The sequence below is a fragment of the Lachnoclostridium sp. An76 genome, assembly GCF_002161355.1.
Taxonomy (GTDB): Bacteria; Bacillota; Clostridia; order Lachnospirales; family Lachnospiraceae; genus Mediterraneibacter; species Mediterraneibacter caccavium.
The window spans coordinates 70386-86749 of record NZ_NFHL01000008.1; the positions used below are offsets into that span (position 1 = coordinate 70386).

Here is a 16364-nt window from a genome sequence, read left to right on the forward strand (position 1 = left end):
AGACGATTATCTGAATTACAAAAACAGCCGAACAGATGATACGGATGACAGACCGTGTCATAACAGAAACAGGACGGAACAAACAGAAAGACAGCCATATGAACCGGATCAGTCTCACGGCCGGATGGGCAGGCGGTGAGGAAGATGAGGTGCGGCAGAAAGGAATCGCGTGAACCAGATCGTACTGACAGGCATGGTGCTTTCCACCATGCCGGTAGGGGAATATGACCGCAGGGTGGTCATACTGACAAAAGAACAGGGCAAGATATCAGCATTCGCGAAGGGATCCAGGCGCCCGAACAGCCCGCTGGTGGGCGCGGTGAATCCGTTTTCTTTTGGGACATTTACTATGTATGAAGGGCGTTCGTCGTATACTATCCAATCTGCTGATATTTCCAATTATTTTGCGGAACTCCGATCGGATATGATAGGCGCGTATTACGGGTTTTATTTTCTTGAGTTTGCCGATTATTATACGAAAGAATTTAACGATGAGAGGGAAATGTTAAAACTTCTGTATCAGACTATGCGTGCCTTGATCAATCCTCATATTCCGAACAGGCTTATCCGCTACATATTCGAACTGAAGGCGCTGACTGTCAACGGGCAGGGGCCGCAGGTGTTCCAGTGCGTCACCTGCGGGAATAAGGACCGGCCGGCTGTGTTCAGCGCCGCGAAAGGCGGGCTGGTGTGCAGCGAGTGTGACAGGGACGTGATCGACGGAATGATACTGGACAACTCGACTTTATATAGCATGCAATATATAGAATCCAGCAGTATTGAAAAATTATATACATTTACGGTTACGGATAAAGTGATGGATGAGCTGGGGAGGATCATGGGCCGGCTCATGGAGATTTATGTGAATAAGAGGTTTAAGTCACTGGAGATACTGGAGACGCTGCTTTAAAATCTAATGAATACAGTACAAAAGAAGGTAAGGAAATGAGTTTGGAGAAACTGATACAGGGCGGATTGATCTATGAATTTGAAGAGATTTCTGTTGGTCCGCGTTCTAGTAAATTCTGTTTCGTATTAGGAGCGGGGCTTCGAAAATGTCCGTGATAAAAACAGGGCAGGAATATACCCTGTGTGGATTCTGTCTGATGCAGGTTTACAAAAACGTCCCTACCCGTTATAATAAGTACCGATTGAAAAAAGAATGTGAGGAACATAACTATGGTTGAAAAGACAATGGATAAGATCGTAGCTCTTGCTAAGTCCCGCGGATTCGTATATCCGGGTTCCGAGATCTACGGCGGGCTCGCGAATACATGGGATTATGGCAATCTCGGCGTAGAGCTGAAAAATAATGTAAAGAGAGCATGGTGGAAGAAATTCGTACAGGAGAATCCGTACAACGTTGGGGTTGACTGCGCGATCCTGATGAACCCGCAGACCTGGGTGGCTTCCGGACATCTGGGCGGCTTCAGCGATCCGCTGATGGACTGTAAAGAATGCCATGAGCGCTTCCGCGCTGACAAACTGATCGAAGATTACTGCGAAGATAAGGGCATTGCGCTGGACGGATCTGTGGACGGATGGTCACAGGAGCAGATGACAGCGTTTATTGAGGAGCATCAGATCCCGTGCCCGACCTGCGGCAAGCATAATTTTACAGATATCCGTCAGTTCAACCTGATGTTCAAGACATTCCAGGGCGTGACAGAGGATGCGAAGAATACTGTGTATTTAAGACCGGAGACTGCGCAGGGGATTTTTGTGAACTTTAAGAATGTGCAGCGTACATCCAGAAAGAAACTGCCTTTTGGTATCGCGCAGATCGGAAAATCCTTCCGAAACGAGATCACGCCGGGCAACTTTACATTCCGTACAAGAGAGTTTGAGCAGATGGAGTTGGAGTTCTTCTGCAAGCCGGATACAGACCTTGAGTGGTTTGATTACTGGAAGAGCTTCTGCCTGAACTGGCTGTCATCTCTCGGCCTGAAGGATGATGAGGTACGCTACCGCGACCACGATAAAGAGGAGCTTTCTTTCTACAGCAAGGCAACTACGGACGTGGAATTCCTCTTCCCGTTCGGATGGGGCGAGCTGTGGGGTATCGCGGACCGTACAGATTATGACCTGACGCAGCATCAGAACGTATCTGGTCAGGATCTGACATATTTTGATGATGAGGTGAAAGAGAAATATATCCCGTACGTGATCGAACCGTCTCTCGGTGCGGACCGTATGGTGCTTGCGTTCCTGTGCAGCGCCTATGATGAGGAGAATATCGGTACAGAGGAAAAACCGGATATGCGTACAGTACTTCATTTCCATCCGGCGCTGGCTCCGGTGAAGATCGGCGTGCTGCCGCTCTCCAAGAAGCTGAACGAGGGCGCGGAGAAGATTTATACAGAACTGTGCAAGTATTACAACTGCGAGTTCGACGACCGCGGCAATATCGGGAAGCGCTACCGCAGGCAGGATGAGATCGGAACGCCGTTCTGCGTGACATATGACTTTGAGTCAGAAGAAGATGGGGCGGTGACTGTCCGTGACCGCGATACCATGGAGCAGGAGAGGATCAAGATTGAAGATCTGAAAGCATATTTTGAGAAAAAATTCGAGTGGTAACTGTATTCGGGGACGTAGTAAAATCGCATTTGTCTACGTCCCCAATTAAGAATGAGTGTGTCCCCGATTGAATTTTGCCCTGTCCCAAATCGGGAAAGGGGTGACAGGATGCCGCGTATCGCACGTCGGAGAAGTAACACAGATTTTTATCATGTGATAGCGAGAGGGATTAACAAGGAACCTATTTTTAAACAGAAAAGAGAGAAGAACAATTTCTTGAGGCTTCTTTTGAAGCATCTTAAAGATCGCGAAATTGAAATATATGCGTATGCGGTCATGTCTACGCATTTTCATATTTTGCTTCGCGCTGATCTGAAACTCTTATCTAATTATATGGCCATTGTCTTGGCAGAATTTGCAGAATATTACAACTTTAAACACAATCGTAACGGACATGTTTTTCAGGATAGATTCAAAAGTGAATGCGTGGAGGACCGGCAGTATTTTTGGAATTGTATACGCTATATCCACATGAATCCTGTGAATGCAAATGTCGTAAAAGCACCGCTAAACTATAATTTTTCGAGCTTAAAAGAATATGAAACAGAGAAATGCCGGATAATACATCCTAAAGCGATAGAACTGTATCAAGCAAAGTTTACAGATTTTGAGGATTTTCTGGATTTTCACGATAAATCAGTCAAACATATTTTTACCGATGTACCCGAAGAAATGGAGATACAGTTTATGCAAGCCGCACGCAGGCTGCTTGAGCAGGAAGCACATCTTAGGGGATTAAATGAATCCAGAGAACTGCTGGAAGATCTAGAGCTGAGGAATATGTATAAAGAAAAGCTGCAGAAGGAATTGAACATAACCAAGGCAAAATCTGAACGATTGTATCGAATGGTAAAAAGTTGTATAATTGGTAAATGATAAAAGGGGACAGGGCAAAATTCAATTTGGGACATATTTAAAGCGAATCGGGGACGTAGTAAAATCCGATTTTACTACGTCCCCGAAGAAGAAAGGAGTTAATATGAAACAGACTACATGGATAACTTATACTCACGAACAGATGCAGGAGCTCAAAGACATCACCGAGCGATATAAATCCTGTCTTGATGCCGGCAAGACGGAACGCGAATGTGTGGAGCTGAGCATACGAATGGCAGAAAAGGCCGGATACCGTGATCTGAAAGCGGTGATGGCAGCCGGGGAAAAACTGAAAGCCGGAGACAAGATCTACGCGGTGAATATGGATAAGATGCTGGCATTATTCCGCATAGGGGAAGAACCGCTCTCAGCAGGAATGAACATCCTGGGTGCTCACATTGATTCGCCCCGCATTGATGTGAAACAGAATCCTCTCTATGAAAACGAAGGATTTGCCTATCTGGACACCCATTACTACGGCGGCATCAAAAAATATCAGTGGGTGGCGCAGCCTCTTTCCCTGCACGGAGTCATCGTGAAAAAGGATGGTACTGTACAGAAAGTAGCCATCGGGGAAGATGAGAGCGATCCCGTGTTCGTGATCACGGACCTTCTCGTGCATCTTGCACAGGAACAACTTGAGAAAAAGGCGTCCAAAGTCATTGACGGAGAAAAGCTTGACCTGCTCATCGGCAACTGTCCTCTGGACGGAGCGGTCGAAGATAAAGAGCAGAAAGAAGCTGTCAAAGCAAATATTCTTAAGCTGTTGAAGAATAAATATGACATGGATGAGGAGGACTTCTCTTCCGCAGAGCTGGAGATCGTTCCGGCGGGAAGGGCAAGGGACTGTGGCATGGACCGCAGCATGATCCTCTCCTACGGGCAGGATGACCGCGTGTGCGCATTTACCTCGCTGTTTGCGATGCTGGATGTGACAGAGGCGAAAAAGACCGGGTGCTGCCTGCTTGTAGATAAAGAAGAGATCGGCAGCGTAGGCGCGACGGGCATGCATTCCCGCTTCTTTGAGAATACAGTTGCAGAGTTGGTGGCAATGACAGAGGGTGAGTCTGAATTGAAGGTGAGGAGGGCACTTATGAACTCCCGGATGCTTTCCTCAGATGTAAGCGCGGCCTATGACCCTATGTTCGCGGAAGCGTTTGAAAAGAGAAGTTCCGCATTTTTTGCAAAAGGGATCACCTTTAATAAATTTACAGGGAGCAGAGGAAAATCCGGTTCCAATGACGCGAATGCAGAATATATCGCAGCGCTTAGGAAAGCAATGGATGACGCGGGGGTGGCATACCAGTTCGCGGAACTCGGGCGGGTGGACCTCGGCGGCGGCGGAACCATTGCATATATCATGGCCAATTACGGGATGGAAGTTATCGACAGTGGTGTCGCTGTATTGAACATGCATGCGCCTTATGAGGTATCCAGCAAAGCGGACGTGTATGAGGCTGTGAAAGGATACCGGGCGTTCCTGAGAATGTAGCAGAATGGAATCCCACCTGAAAAAGGCAGAGCACAGCGCCTGAAACCGGATATAAACGTAAAACCGGATCAGGCATAAGATCATGTGTGAAACAGAGATCCAAACAGAAGTGAAATAAGGATAAAACAGTTGAAGTCCCTGCTAGTGGGTGGTAAGATAGCGGTATCATACAAAAAGGGGGAAGCTATCATGAAAAAACAAATGTGCGCGATTATGGCAGGCGCGGCAGTGCTGTGCCTTACAGCATGCGGCGGCGGAAAAGAAGTCCAGAATGCAGCGACAGCGACTCTGGAGCAGAATGGCGTGACAATGACCATGTCTTTTGACGCAAAAGGCGATGTGGTGACAAAGATCACCCAGGAGTCTGTGATCGACCTTTCAGGATATACGGATGAAATGATCGATACGCTCAACAGCACCGTGGAATCCGCGGAAGAGACTTATGCGGATGTGGAAGGTGTCGAATACAGCTGTGAGCAGGAAGATGGGAAACTGGTGGAGAAGATCGTGATCCCTACGGATAAAGATACACTCCAGACAGTGGTAGAACAGGGGCTGCTTCCGGTAGATGACGAGAATGTGACCCAGCTTTCTCTGAAAGCCACGACCGATAATCTGGAAGCGTCGGGCTGGACAGTAGAGACTGCCGAGTAAGATTAGGATAGCAGAACAGAAATAACAGGGATGTCCTTTCCGCGAATGGACCGGATTCGCGGAAAGGGCATTTTTTCTGTTCGAAATCAGGCAAAGAACAAGCAGATTTATGGTAAAGGTTATGCATATTTACTGATAAAACGCTTGACGCATGTCTGCAAAACCATTAAAATATTATATGCGAATTATTGCGAAAATATTTGCAAATTTTTTAAGGAGGTCATTGGAACATGGCAACAAAATGGGTTTATATGTTCAAAGAAGGTAACGCGACAATGAGAAACCTTCTTGGCGGTAAAGGCGCCAACCTTGCAGAGATGACAGGCCTGGGCCTTCCGGTTCCGCAGGGATTCACTGTTACAACAGAGGCTTGTACACAGTACTATGAGGACGGAAGACAGATCAACGATGAGATCATGAGCCAGATCATGGACGCAATGGCAAAACTCGAGGAGATCACAGGAAAGAAATTCGGAGACAAAGAGAATCCGCTTCTCGTTTCCGTACGTTCCGGTGCAAGAGCTTCCATGCCGGGTATGATGGACACGATCCTGAACCTTGGTCTGAACGAAGAAGTAGTTGAGGCGCTGGCGTCTGCATCAGGCAACGAGCGCTGGGCTTGGGACTGCTACAGAAGATTCATCCAGATGTATTCTGACGTAGTTATGGAAGTAGGTAAGAAATACTTCGAAGAGCTCATCGACAAGATGAAAGAAGAAAAAGGCGTGAAACAGGACGTTGAGCTGACAGCAGAGGATCTGAAGACTCTGGCAGGACAGTTCAAGGCTGAGTACAAAGAGAAGATCGGCGCAGACTTCCCGTCTGATGCGAAAGAGCAGCTGATCGGTGCTGTTAAGGCTGTATTCCGTTCATGGGACAACCCGAGAGCAAACGTATACCGTCGTGACAACGATATCCCGTATTCATGGGGAACAGCTGTCAACGTACAGATGATGGCGTTCGGTAACATGGGTGACGACTGCGGTACAGGTGTTGCGTTCACACGTGACCCGGCTACAGGAGCAAACGGACTTTTCGGTGAGTTCCTTACAAACGCACAGGGCGAGGACGTTGTTGCCGGCGTTCGTACACCGATGCACATCTCCGAGATGGAGCAGAAGTTCCCGGAAGCTTTCGCACAGTTCAAAGATGTGTGCAAGACTCTGGAGACACACTACAGAGATATGCAGGACATGGAGTTTACTGTAGAGCACGGTAAGCTGTACATGCTTCAGACACGTAACGGTAAGAGAACAGCTCAGGCTGCTCTGAAGATCGCATGCGACCTTGTTGACGAGGGCATGAGAACAGAGGAAGAGGCTGTAGCTATGATCGATCCGCGTAACCTTGATACACTGCTTCACCCGCAGTTCGATGCAGCGGCTCTGAAGGCTGCTACACCGATGGGCAAAGCGCTCGGCGCTTCACCGGGAGCTGCATGCGGTAAGATCGTCTTCACAGCAGACGATGCGGTAGAGTGGGCTGCAAGAGGAGAGAAAGTCGTTCTCGTTCGTCTTGAGACATCACCGGAAGATATCACAGGTATGAAATCTGCTCAGGGTATCCTGACAGTCCGCGGCGGTATGACATCACACGCAGCCGTTGTTGCACGTGGTATGGGTACATGCTGTGTATCCGGATGCGGCGATATCGTTATGGACGAGGCGAATAAGAAATTCACACTCGCCGGAAAAGAGTTCCACGAGGGAGACCCGATCTCCATCGACGGATCCACAGGTAACATCTACGACGGTATCATCCCGACAGTAGACGCTACGATCGCAGGTGAGTTCGGACGTATCATGGGCTGGGCTGACAAGTACAGAACAATGAAAGTCCGCACAAACGCTGATACACCGGCTGACGCTAAGAAGGCTCGCGAGCTGGGCGCTGAGGGTATCGGTCTCTGCCGTACAGAGCATATGTTCTTCGAGGGCGACAGGATCGACGCATTCCGCGAGATGATCTGCTCTGAGACAGAGGAAGAGAGAGAGGCAGCTCTTGAGAAGATCCTTCCGGAGCAGCAGGGAGACTTCGAGAAGCTGTACGAGGCTCTTGAGGGCAACCCGGTAACGATCCGTTTCCTTGATCCGCCGCTTCACGAGTTCGTTCCGACAGAGGAAGAGGACATCAAGAAACTGGCTGACGCTCAGGGCAAGACAGTTGAGCAGATCAAAGCGATCATCGACAGCCTGCACGAGTTCAACCCGATGATGGGCCACCGTGGATGCCGTCTGGCAGTCACATATCCGGAGATCGCTAAGATGCAGACAAAGGCTGTTATCCGCGCGGCTATCAATGTGAAGAAAGCTCATCCGGACTGGAATGTAAAACCGGAGATCATGATCCCGCTCGTAGGCGATATCAAAGAGCTGAAATACGTGAAGAAATTCGTTGTTGAGACAGCAGACGCTGAGATCGCGGCAGCAGGCAGCGACCTTGAGTATGAAGTTGGTACAATGATCGAGATCCCGAGAGCTGCCCTTACAGCTGACGAGATCGCAAAAGAGGCGGACTTCTTCTGCTTCGGTACAAACGACCTGACACAGATGACATACGGATTCTCCCGTGACGATGCTGGTAAGTTCCTTGACGCTTACTATGACGCGAAGATCTTCGAGAACGATCCGTTCGCTAAGCTGGATCAGGTTGGCGTAGGCAAGCTGATGAAGATGGCGATCGACCTCGGCAAACCGGTTAACCCGAACCTGCACGTTGGTATCTGCGGCGAGCACGGCGGAGACCCGAGCTCTGTTGAGTTCTGCAACAGCATCGGACTTGACTATGTATCCTGCTCACCGTTCCGTGTGCCGATCGCAAGACTGGCAGCAGCGCAGGCAGCGATCGCTCAGAAGAACGCGTAAGCAATACTGGCTGATATCAAATTGCAAAGCATGATAAGATAAAAGGCTGTGGACCAGCAGCCTGACATAAAAAAGGGGCTGTCGGTTAATACCGATTTTTGACTCCTGACAAACAAGACGGAGACAATCCCGAAGAATATGGACATTTTTTAATCCATAATTCTGTCGGAGATTGCCTCCGTCTTTTTGCAAGCGCTATTTTAGGGCGCAATAACCCCTTGGCTGGATTTTTCAGAGCACTCCTTTGGTTAAGCCGCTTCCTGCTCCTTTTTCCCTTCAAATTTTTCGATTTCCTGATGTAAAAACCGATGATATTTCATGATGTTCCGCCCTATGGCATACAGCATGAACTCTTTATATACTTTCTCTTTCGAACGGTAGTTAAAACGACGGAAGTTTTCGTTCTCTTTGATATCTCCAAAGTGACCCTCTGTCTGGATCGACCGTGTCTGACGTTTCAGGATCCCTTCTTCACTCTGGATATTCGTGTTGGACTCCTCCCTCAGTTCTTCCCAGCGTTCATTGATCTTCATGACCTTGTTCTGGTCCGGATTCTTTTCGGGATTGTATTTATAAAGACATTTCGATTTATATTCACATTCACTGCAGTCCGCACAGCCGTATACCTCTACTGTCTGTGTGTAGCCGTCCTGTTCTTTGCTTTCTGTCCGGATATGGTGCAGTTCTCTTCCGTCATGGCAGATATAATAGTGCTCATTCTCAAAAACGGCGTATGTCATGTTGTAATACTTCCCGATGTCTTCTTTGTATGCCCGTGTCTTCCTCTTCTCATGGTCCTGCAGCTTGATGAAGCTGCGGATCCTGTTCTCTTTCAGATACAGCAGGTTCTTTTCACTGCAGTAGCCGCTGTCGGCAGTGACTGCCTCCAGCTTATCCCCAAACGCTTTCCTGTGTTTTTCCAGAACTGGGATCAGCGTGTTGTAGTCTGTCCGGTCATTGCTTACATATCCGTGGACAATAAAGTAATTTTCTACTGCGATCTGGACGTTATAGGCAGGTTTTAACTGCCCGTTCATCATATGGTCCTCTTTCATCCGCATGAATGTCGCTTCCAGATCTGTCTTAGAATAGCTGTTGCGGTCTTTCCCCATGATCTTAAAGCATTCTTTATACTCCATCAGGCGCTTTCCGCATTCTTCCAGTCCCTCATAAAGTTTCTGGATCTCCGGCTTACGCATTCCCTTCCCGAAAACAAACTCAATCCCTTCTCCCTCTGCAATCCGCATCAGGTTCTTCTGCAGTTTCCGGATTTCAAGCGGGGAACAATGATCGATCTCGATTATGGTATTATTAGGGATCTTCTTATGCTTTGTCAGTTTCCGCTCCCTGTTCTTTTGGATGATCTTCCTGACTTTGTCCATCCCCTCAATCACAAACATATGTGCATCCCCAAGGTCATATTTCGGGCCATACCCATTGTCCAGCAGGAAAGCGTTGTACTTTGTATAAAGGGCATCAATCGTATCCAGCAGGCCTGCAAGATGGTAATTCAGGCTGCCCCGCCAGACAAAGGTATATCTGTTGGCATTTGCCTCCAGTTTCGTTCCATCGATATAAAGTTCTTTCAGTGTAAGAAACCCTTCTTTTTCCAGGCGGCGCATGAACTGGTAATTCAATTCATCCAGGACTTCCCCTGTGAGCTTTTTGCCTTTAAAATCGTAAAAAACATCCCTTTGAGGCTTCTGCCCTTTCGTCAGCCAGATAAAAGCAAGGTCTCTCTGGCACAGATCAACAATCCGGTCAACGGCCCGGACTCCGCGCATGTTTGCGTAGGTAACGACAGCATACAGCATGATTGGGTTAAACCCGGTTCTTCCCTTGTTTGGATAACAGGCCAGCAGGCCTGAAAAATCTAATTCCTCCATCACTTTTTTCAGGGTATAGACTGGATCGTCATCGGGTAGACTCAATTCGAAGAAACTGAAGTTAATTTTCTGTTGCCCAATTTCAAAAAAGTCGTTATAATAATCTTGTTTTTGCATAGTTCCATTATAACATGGAACGGAGAGAAAGATGGTTGTCGTTAGCCATCTTTTTCTCTTTTTACAGGATAAATTTCAGGGGCAGTTGTGACTCATGCGAGTCACAACTGCCCCTGTTTTGGACTATCTATTTCCCGACAGCCCCTTTTTATGTCTGTATAAGATTATTTTAAACTTTATACAATAAACTTAAACCGAAAATGCCTGCTGCGGTTTCCGTAAGGCTGCATCACTCTCTCAGCCCTGTAGTGCAACTCTCTCAGCCCTGCAGTGCATCATATCCGGTCTCTCCGGTACGGATCTTCATTACGCTGCGGATCTCATAGCTGAAGATCTTTCCGTCCCCGACTTCGCCGGTGAATGCGGCCTTTTGTATCGCCTCGATCGTCTTTTTCTCCCATTCTTCCGAGGAGACGACGATCTCGAACTTGATCTTGGGATGCATGAAGATCTCGACTTCCGAGCCTCGGACTACTTCTTTAAAGCCTCTCTGGGCGCCGAAACCCATGACCTGGGAGACGGTGATACCGTTGACTTCTATGTCGCTTAAGGCGGCTTTCACATCCTCAAATTTTTCTTCCCGTATGATCGCTTCCACTTTTATTATCATAGGAACATTCCCTCCTGTTTCTGTAATCCTGTTTCTATCAAATAGATTATTTTACCTTTGATCGGAGCCTGTCTGTCAGTCGAGCCCGTTGAAGGACGGGTAAGCGCTCTCGCCGTGCTGGGTGATATCAAGGCCGATCAGCTCTTCCTTCGGCTCTACCCGCAGTTTTGTGAATATGCGGACAATACCGATGCAGATGAGCGTACCCACGACTGCGACTGCGATGGTGACCAGGATGCTGATGACCTGAGCGGTAAAAAGTCTGGTCTCGCCGAATACAAGGCCGTCCCAGCGCGCTACGGAGTTGATGGAGCTCTGTCCGAAGAGTCCGGTGGCAATGCCGCCCCATACACCGCCGATCCCGTGGCATCCGAACGCATCCAGCGCATCGTCGATCTTCAGCTTATGTTTCACGAGCTGCATTGTAAAATAGCAGATCGGGCTGACCAGCGCGCCGATGATAAAAGAGGACCAGACCGGGACGAAACCAGCTCCCGGCGTGATGGCGACGAGGCCGATGACCAGGCCCGTGCAGGCGCCCACAAGCGTCGGCTTGCCGTTTTTGACCGTGTCGATCAGCATCCAGGAGAGAAGTGCGGCCGCTGCGGAGATGGAGGTTGTCATGAATGCGTGCGCTGCCAGGCCATCCGCTGCGAGAGCGCTGCCGGCGTTGAACCCATACCATCCGAACCACAGAAGCGATGCGCCCAGGGCCACGAAGGGAATATTGTGGATGCGGTAGGAAGTCTGCTCGTATCCCTTTCTCCTGCCGAGATAAATGGCGAGTACAAGTGCGCTCACTCCGGAGCTGATATGTACCACGTTGCCCCCTGCAAAGTCTACAGAGCCGATAGATGCGAGGAATCCGCCTTCGCCCCAGACCATGTGTGCCATCGGGTAATAGACGATGACAGACCAGAGTGCGATAAATGCGAACAGCGCTTTGAATTTCATCCTGCCGACCACTGCGCCTGTGATGAGTGCCGGAGTGATCATGGCGAACATCATTTGGAATGCCGCGAATACAAGATGCGGGATCGTGTCAGAGTAAGGCCCTGCCTCCCAGCCTACGCCGTTTAATGCCGCCCATCGGAAATCTCCGATGATCCCGCCGTGGTTCCCGCCGAAGGACAGCGAGTAGCCGAAGAGCGTCCACATGACAACGGACAGTCCCATGATCGCCACACATGCCATCATGGTGTTGCATACATTTTTCCTGCGTACCAGCCCGCCGTAGAAAAAGGCGAGTCCCGGCGTCATGATAAATACAAGCGCCGTGCAGATCATCATAAATCCAGTGTTTCCTGTGTCCATACAAATACCTCCCGTTCCTTTTGGAATAGATTTTTATATAGAAAAAGACGCCTGCCGCGGATCGGGGTGTCCCGTCTCCGTTGTCAGACGTCTTTGTCATGCCGTAAGGATAGCAGAAGAAAAAATGAATGTCAAGAAAAAATTGTCGGTCAATTTTCGTTTTGCTGTGAACTGTGTGATGATCTTCCGTCGATCAGCTCTTCGTAAGTGACCCCGAAGACTTCACAGAGCGCTTTTAATTCAATATCAGTTACATATCTTTTATTTGTCTCGATCCGGGTGATGACATTCTTGTCCATATCGTATCCGGCGAGCTGAAGTTTGTAAGCGAGGAGCCGCTGTGATATGTGATGAGCCCGCCTGAGCTCGATCAGGTTTTTGGCTATCAGATTCTTCTGTCCGGTCGATGTCTTTGGCTTTGGCATAGTATAGTCCCTACCTTTCTGAAATGTCTCATTTTCTGCACTGTTTTTATTGATTTTATTATCCCGGACTCTTATAATCGGTTGTAAAAGTGATACAAAATGGAGCATGGTGATGAGAAAGCAAAGAAATGTTGACAAAGTATATCGGGATAAGGGGAATAAATGGGCAAGAGAACGGAAAAGCAGGCGGAATAGGAAGCGGAAGGCAGCGGTCATCCTGATCGCGGCATTCTTTCTTCTGTGCGGAGCAGGCAGCTGGTACAGGAGTTGGCAGGCGGAACATACGGGGATACCGGATGCGGTGAGCAGCCGGACAGAAAACGGGGAATGTTTTCTGGATGTTACAGCAAATGCGGACCGGATCGAAGATACAGAGGGATTTGCACGGACTGTGATACAGATGTGCAGGGAGAATTCTTTCCGCTCGATCCGTTTGTCCACTGATCTGTACGGCTATCCGGAGCGTCTGGAGATCAATGTCTATCTGCACCGGGAGGAGGTCAATAAAGAGGAGCCTGTGATGCGGATCAGGTATGAGCCGGCGGAGGATCCTGTGGAAGGAGAGGGCGGGGAAAAATATAATATAAAAGACCATGTGGGAAAATATAAGCTTTATGTGGATGGGAAAGAGATTCCATGCTATTATTATTGATGAAATGAATGGCTGAGAATGTTGAAAGATTAATGAATATCCGGATAATGGGAGAGACTTGCATGGAAAGAACCCGTGAAAATATGAAATACTATCTTGCAGATGCGCTGAAACGATGTATGAAGCGGGCGCCCCTGGAGAAAGTCACAGTAGGAGAGATCGCTGAGGAGTGCGGTACATCCCGGCAGACTTTTTACCGTCATTTTAAAGATAAATACGACCTTGTAAACTGGTATTTTGACAAGATCCTTCAGGAATCTTTTGAGCATATGGGGGAAGGGCGTACGATTTTCGAGGGGATTGTCAACAAATTTCAATATATTGAAGAGGAACGGATGTTTTTTAAAGCGGCATTCAAAAATGATGCCCAGAATAATCTGAGAGAGCATGACTTTCATCTCATTTTGGCGTTTTACACAGAGAGGATCGAGGGGAAGACCGGGATGAAGATGCCGGATCATCTGCGGTTCCTTCTGGAAATGTACTGCCAGGGCTCTATCTACATGACTGTACAGTGGGTCCTGGGCAAGATCAAAGGCAGTCCGGAGGAGATGGCGGAGGCCCTGGTAGATGCAATGCCGGCCGAACTGGGAGAGGTGTTCAGGAGACTGGAGCTATTGTGAAAGGAAAGCGATATTTCAAGGTCTGAGAAAGAGGGCCGGTCTGTCCGAAATGAGGTGACAGATCGGCCCTTTTGTAACTTTTCATTTGTTCCCTGGATTGTTAAAATATAGACAGAAAGAAAGGAGACTGATACCAATGGCAAACAGAATCATGCTTAATGAGACATCTTATCACGGCGCAGGCGCGATCAGTGAGATCGCTGCGGAGGCAAAGGCAAGAGGATACAAAAAAGCTTTCGTATGCTCAGATCCGGACCTGATCAAGTTCGAGGTAACTAAGAAAGTTACCGATGTACTTGACAACGCAGAACTTGCTTATGAAATTTATTCGGATATCAAGGCGAATCCTACGATCGAGAATGTACAGCACGGGGTACAGGCATTCAAGGACGCGCAGGCAGACTATATCATCGCGATCGGCGGCGGTTCCTCCATGGACACGGCAAAAGCGATCGGCATTATCATTGCAAACCCGGAGTTTGAGGATGTGAGGAGCCTGGAGGGCACGGCACCCACAAAGAATCCGTGCGTTCCCATCATCGCTGTGCCGACCACAGCCGGGACAGCGGCTGAGGTGACGATCAACTATGTGATCACAGACGTGGAGAGAAAGAGGAAATTTGTATGTGTGGATCCTCATGACATGCCGGTGATCGCGGTCGTTGACCCGGATATGATGGCTTCCATGCCGAAAGGCCTGACCGCTTCTACCGGAATGGACGCTCTTACGCACGCAATCGAGGGTTATACTACGAAGGCTGCATGGGAGATGACAGATATGTTCCACCTCAAGGCGATCGAGATCATTTCAAAATCTCTGAGAGGCGCTGTGGCAAACGAAAAAGAAGGAAGAGATGGAATGGCACTGGGCCAGTACATCGCGGGAATGGGATTCTCAAACGTAGGTCTCGGCATCGCCCACTCTATGGCTCATACACTGGGAGCTGTATATGATACGCCCCACGGAGTCGCATGTGCTATGATGCTCCCGATCGTTATGGAGTACAATGCGGACTGCACGGGCGAGAAGTACCGTGAGATCGCAAGGGCAATGGGAGTCAAAGGCGTGGACGATATGACAGTAGAGGAATACAGAAAAGCGGCTGTGGACGCAGTACAGCAGCTCTCCATTGATGTAGGCATCCCGACAAAACTGGATGCGATAAAGGAAGAGGACCTTCAGTTCCTCGCTGAATCAGCACACGCAGACGCATGTGCTCCGGGCAACCCGAAGGATGCCAGCGTGGAAGACCTGAAAAATCTGTTCAGGAAGATCATGTAAAACCTCTGTCTCAGCAGGATAAAAGCCCCTGCCCGGGAAGGCCGCAGAATGCGGAAAGATCCGGGGCAGGGGCTTTTTTTGCCGTTCCGGTACTGGACGGAATGCCCCGGAAGAGGTAAAATCATAGTATGAAACTGGCAGTGCCAGAGAAGGGAGATGACCGGATGAGATCATTTGTCTATGTTATCAGAGACCGGGCGGGAATCCATGCCAGACCCGCGGGGATCGTGGTGAAAGAAGCAAAGAAACACAGCTCTGAGATCACAGTCAGCCTTGGAGAGAAACAAGCAGACGCAAAGAGCCTGACAGGGCTTATGTCCATGGGGATCCGCTTCGGGGATGAGATCAGAGTGGAAGTCAGCGGCGGGGACGAGGCGGCTGCGTCCGCGGCCATGGAAGCCGTATTGCAAGAGCATCTGTAAAAAGGGAGGAAGTTATGGGAAATATTTGGCATGATATCAGTGAAGAGAGGATATTCCCGACGGATTTTATTTCTGTGATCGAGATATCGAAGGGAAGCAAGAAAAAGTACGAGCTGGATAAAGAGACCGGATATATCATACTGGACCGGGTGCTCTATACATCGACCCATTATCCCATGAATTACGGCTTTATCCCGCGAACGCTCGGGGACGACGGCGATCCGCTTGACGTGCTCGTCATGTGCTCGGAGCCGCTGGAGCCGCTGACGCTCGTGCGCTGTTATCCCATCGGAGTGATGAAGATGACAGACGGGGATGCGGGGGATGAGAAGATCATCGCGATCCCCTGGGCGGATCCTACATACGAGGCGTATACCGACATATCCGAGCTGCCGCGGCATATCTTTGATGAGATCCGCCATTTCTTTACCGTGTACAAGGATCTGGAAGGCAAGAAGACTGCGGTAAATGAGTTCGACGGGGCGCTGGGCGCTGTCCAGGTCATCGAGGAATGCATTGACAGATATAAGGAAAAATACGGGACACAGACAGAGGAGGCATAGCATC

General features: G+C 49.0%; 16 protein-coding genes. 12 read left to right on the top strand and 4 right to left on the bottom strand.

Annotated elements, in window-relative coordinates:
- Window positions 1-35: 35 nt before the first annotated feature.
- The 7 genes from B5G27_RS16070 (at window position 36) to ppdK (ending at window position 8466) form a co-directional block, all read left to right on the top strand.
- Window positions 36-173 carry a hypothetical protein gene (locus B5G27_RS16070; RefSeq protein WP_162611249.1) on the top strand — a complete coding sequence of 46 codons (138 nt, stop codon included), beginning with the start codon at window positions 36-38 and terminating at the stop codon, window positions 171-173.
- Between the two features lie 20 nt (window positions 174-193).
- The gene (gene recO, locus B5G27_RS12915) at window positions 194-910 is read left to right on the top strand and encodes a DNA repair protein RecO (RefSeq protein ID WP_087179318.1); all 717 of its coding nucleotides are present in this window, start codon (window positions 194-196) and stop codon (window positions 908-910) included.
- Between the two features lie 269 nt (window positions 911-1179).
- Window positions 1180-2580, top strand: coding sequence for a glycine--tRNA ligase (locus tag B5G27_RS12920; protein ID WP_087179279.1), 1401 nt, complete (start codon window positions 1180-1182; stop codon window positions 2578-2580).
- A gap of 108 nt (window positions 2581-2688) precedes the next feature.
- On the top strand, window positions 2689-3456 hold the full coding sequence (locus B5G27_RS12925; protein ID WP_162611250.1) for a transposase: 768 nt from the start codon (window positions 2689-2691) through the stop codon (window positions 3454-3456).
- A gap of 103 nt (window positions 3457-3559) precedes the next feature.
- Window positions 3560-4948, top strand: coding sequence for an aminopeptidase (locus B5G27_RS12930; protein ID WP_087179281.1), 1389 nt, complete (start codon window positions 3560-3562; stop codon window positions 4946-4948).
- Window positions 4949-5137: 189 nt separating this feature from the next.
- Entirely contained in the window at window positions 5138-5602 is a 465-nt protein-coding gene (locus tag B5G27_RS12935) for a DUF1307 domain-containing protein (RefSeq protein WP_087179282.1), read from the top strand.
- Window positions 5603-5832: 230 nt separating this feature from the next.
- Window positions 5833-8466 (top strand): pyruvate, phosphate dikinase, encoded by a 2634-nt coding sequence (gene ppdK / locus B5G27_RS12940; RefSeq protein ID WP_087179283.1) that lies wholly within the window; start codon window positions 5833-5835, stop codon window positions 8464-8466.
- Window positions 8467-8714: 248 nt separating this feature from the next.
- Here ppdK and B5G27_RS12945 read toward each other — a convergent pair whose 3' ends face one another.
- The 4 genes from B5G27_RS12945 to B5G27_RS12960 all read right to left on the bottom strand — a co-directional run bounded on the left by B5G27_RS12945 (window position 8715) and on the right by B5G27_RS12960 (window position 12818).
- Entirely contained in the window at window positions 8715-10469 is a 1755-nt protein-coding gene (locus tag B5G27_RS12945) for an IS1182 family transposase (protein WP_087177592.1), read from the bottom strand.
- Between the two features lie 259 nt (window positions 10470-10728).
- Window positions 10729-11079 (bottom strand): P-II family nitrogen regulator, encoded by a 351-nt coding sequence (locus B5G27_RS12950; protein WP_087179284.1) that lies wholly within the window; start codon window positions 11077-11079, stop codon window positions 10729-10731.
- A 75-nt stretch (window positions 11080-11154) separates the two neighbouring features.
- A complete protein-coding gene (locus tag B5G27_RS12955) occupies window positions 11155-12393 on the bottom strand; it encodes an ammonium transporter (protein ID WP_087179285.1) in 1239 nt (412 codons plus the stop codon).
- 149 nt (window positions 12394-12542) lie between these two features.
- Window positions 12543-12818: a helix-turn-helix domain-containing protein gene (locus B5G27_RS12960; RefSeq protein ID WP_087179286.1), complete on the bottom strand. Its 276-nt coding sequence runs from the start codon at window positions 12816-12818 to the stop codon at window positions 12543-12545.
- A gap of 112 nt (window positions 12819-12930) precedes the next feature.
- Between B5G27_RS12960 and B5G27_RS12965 the strand changes: the two genes are divergently transcribed.
- The 5 genes from B5G27_RS12965 (at window position 12931) to B5G27_RS12985 (ending at window position 16360) form a co-directional block, all read left to right on the top strand.
- The gene (locus B5G27_RS12965) at window positions 12931-13470 is read left to right on the top strand and encodes a hypothetical protein (RefSeq protein WP_087179287.1); all 540 of its coding nucleotides are present in this window, start codon (window positions 12931-12933) and stop codon (window positions 13468-13470) included.
- A gap of 62 nt (window positions 13471-13532) precedes the next feature.
- Window positions 13533-14093, top strand: a complete 561-nt coding sequence (locus B5G27_RS12970) for a TetR/AcrR family transcriptional regulator C-terminal domain-containing protein (RefSeq protein WP_242958315.1) — start codon at window positions 13533-13535, stop codon at window positions 14091-14093.
- Window positions 14094-14229: 136 nt separating this feature from the next.
- Window positions 14230-15375: a lactaldehyde reductase gene (gene fucO, locus B5G27_RS12975; RefSeq protein WP_087179288.1), complete on the top strand. Its 1146-nt coding sequence runs from the start codon at window positions 14230-14232 to the stop codon at window positions 15373-15375.
- Between the two features lie 128 nt (window positions 15376-15503).
- Window positions 15504-15797: an HPr family phosphocarrier protein gene (locus B5G27_RS12980; RefSeq protein ID WP_242958316.1), complete on the top strand. Its 294-nt coding sequence runs from the start codon at window positions 15504-15506 to the stop codon at window positions 15795-15797.
- A gap of 14 nt (window positions 15798-15811) precedes the next feature.
- Complete coding sequence (locus tag B5G27_RS12985) at window positions 15812-16360, top strand: inorganic diphosphatase (protein ID WP_087179289.1); 549 nt, start codon at window positions 15812-15814, stop codon at window positions 16358-16360.
- Window positions 16361-16364: the final 4 nt, after the last annotated feature.

Coding starts and splice junctions, on each gene's coding strand:
- B5G27_RS16070 (WP_162611249.1), top strand. CDS start 36: ATGATACGGATGACAGACCGTGTCATAACAGAAACAGGACGGAACAAA.
- recO (WP_087179318.1), top strand. CDS start 194: ATGGTGCTTTCCACCATGCCGGTAGGGGAATATGACCGCAGGGTGGTC.
- B5G27_RS12920 (WP_087179279.1), top strand. CDS start 1,180: ATGGTTGAAAAGACAATGGATAAGATCGTAGCTCTTGCTAAGTCCCGC.
- B5G27_RS12925 (WP_162611250.1), top strand. CDS start 2,689: ATGCCGCGTATCGCACGTCGGAGAAGTAACACAGATTTTTATCATGTG.
- B5G27_RS12930 (WP_087179281.1), top strand. CDS start 3,560: ATGAAACAGACTACATGGATAACTTATACTCACGAACAGATGCAGGAG.
- B5G27_RS12935 (WP_087179282.1), top strand. CDS start 5,138: ATGAAAAAACAAATGTGCGCGATTATGGCAGGCGCGGCAGTGCTGTGC.
- ppdK (WP_087179283.1), top strand. CDS start 5,833: ATGGCAACAAAATGGGTTTATATGTTCAAAGAAGGTAACGCGACAATG.
- B5G27_RS12945 (WP_087177592.1), bottom strand. CDS start 10,469: ATGCAAAAACAAGATTATTATAACGACTTTTTTGAAATTGGGCAACAG.
- B5G27_RS12950 (WP_087179284.1), bottom strand. CDS start 11,079: ATGATAATAAAAGTGGAAGCGATCATACGGGAAGAAAAATTTGAGGAT.
- B5G27_RS12955 (WP_087179285.1), bottom strand. CDS start 12,393: ATGGACACAGGAAACACTGGATTTATGATGATCTGCACGGCGCTTGTA.
- B5G27_RS12960 (WP_087179286.1), bottom strand. CDS start 12,818: ATGCCAAAGCCAAAGACATCGACCGGACAGAAGAATCTGATAGCCAAA.
- B5G27_RS12965 (WP_087179287.1), top strand. CDS start 12,931: ATGAGAAAGCAAAGAAATGTTGACAAAGTATATCGGGATAAGGGGAAT.
- B5G27_RS12970 (WP_242958315.1), top strand. CDS start 13,533: ATGGAAAGAACCCGTGAAAATATGAAATACTATCTTGCAGATGCGCTG.
- fucO (WP_087179288.1), top strand. CDS start 14,230: ATGGCAAACAGAATCATGCTTAATGAGACATCTTATCACGGCGCAGGC.
- B5G27_RS12980 (WP_242958316.1), top strand. CDS start 15,504: ATGAAACTGGCAGTGCCAGAGAAGGGAGATGACCGGATGAGATCATTT.
- B5G27_RS12985 (WP_087179289.1), top strand. CDS start 15,812: ATGGGAAATATTTGGCATGATATCAGTGAAGAGAGGATATTCCCGACG.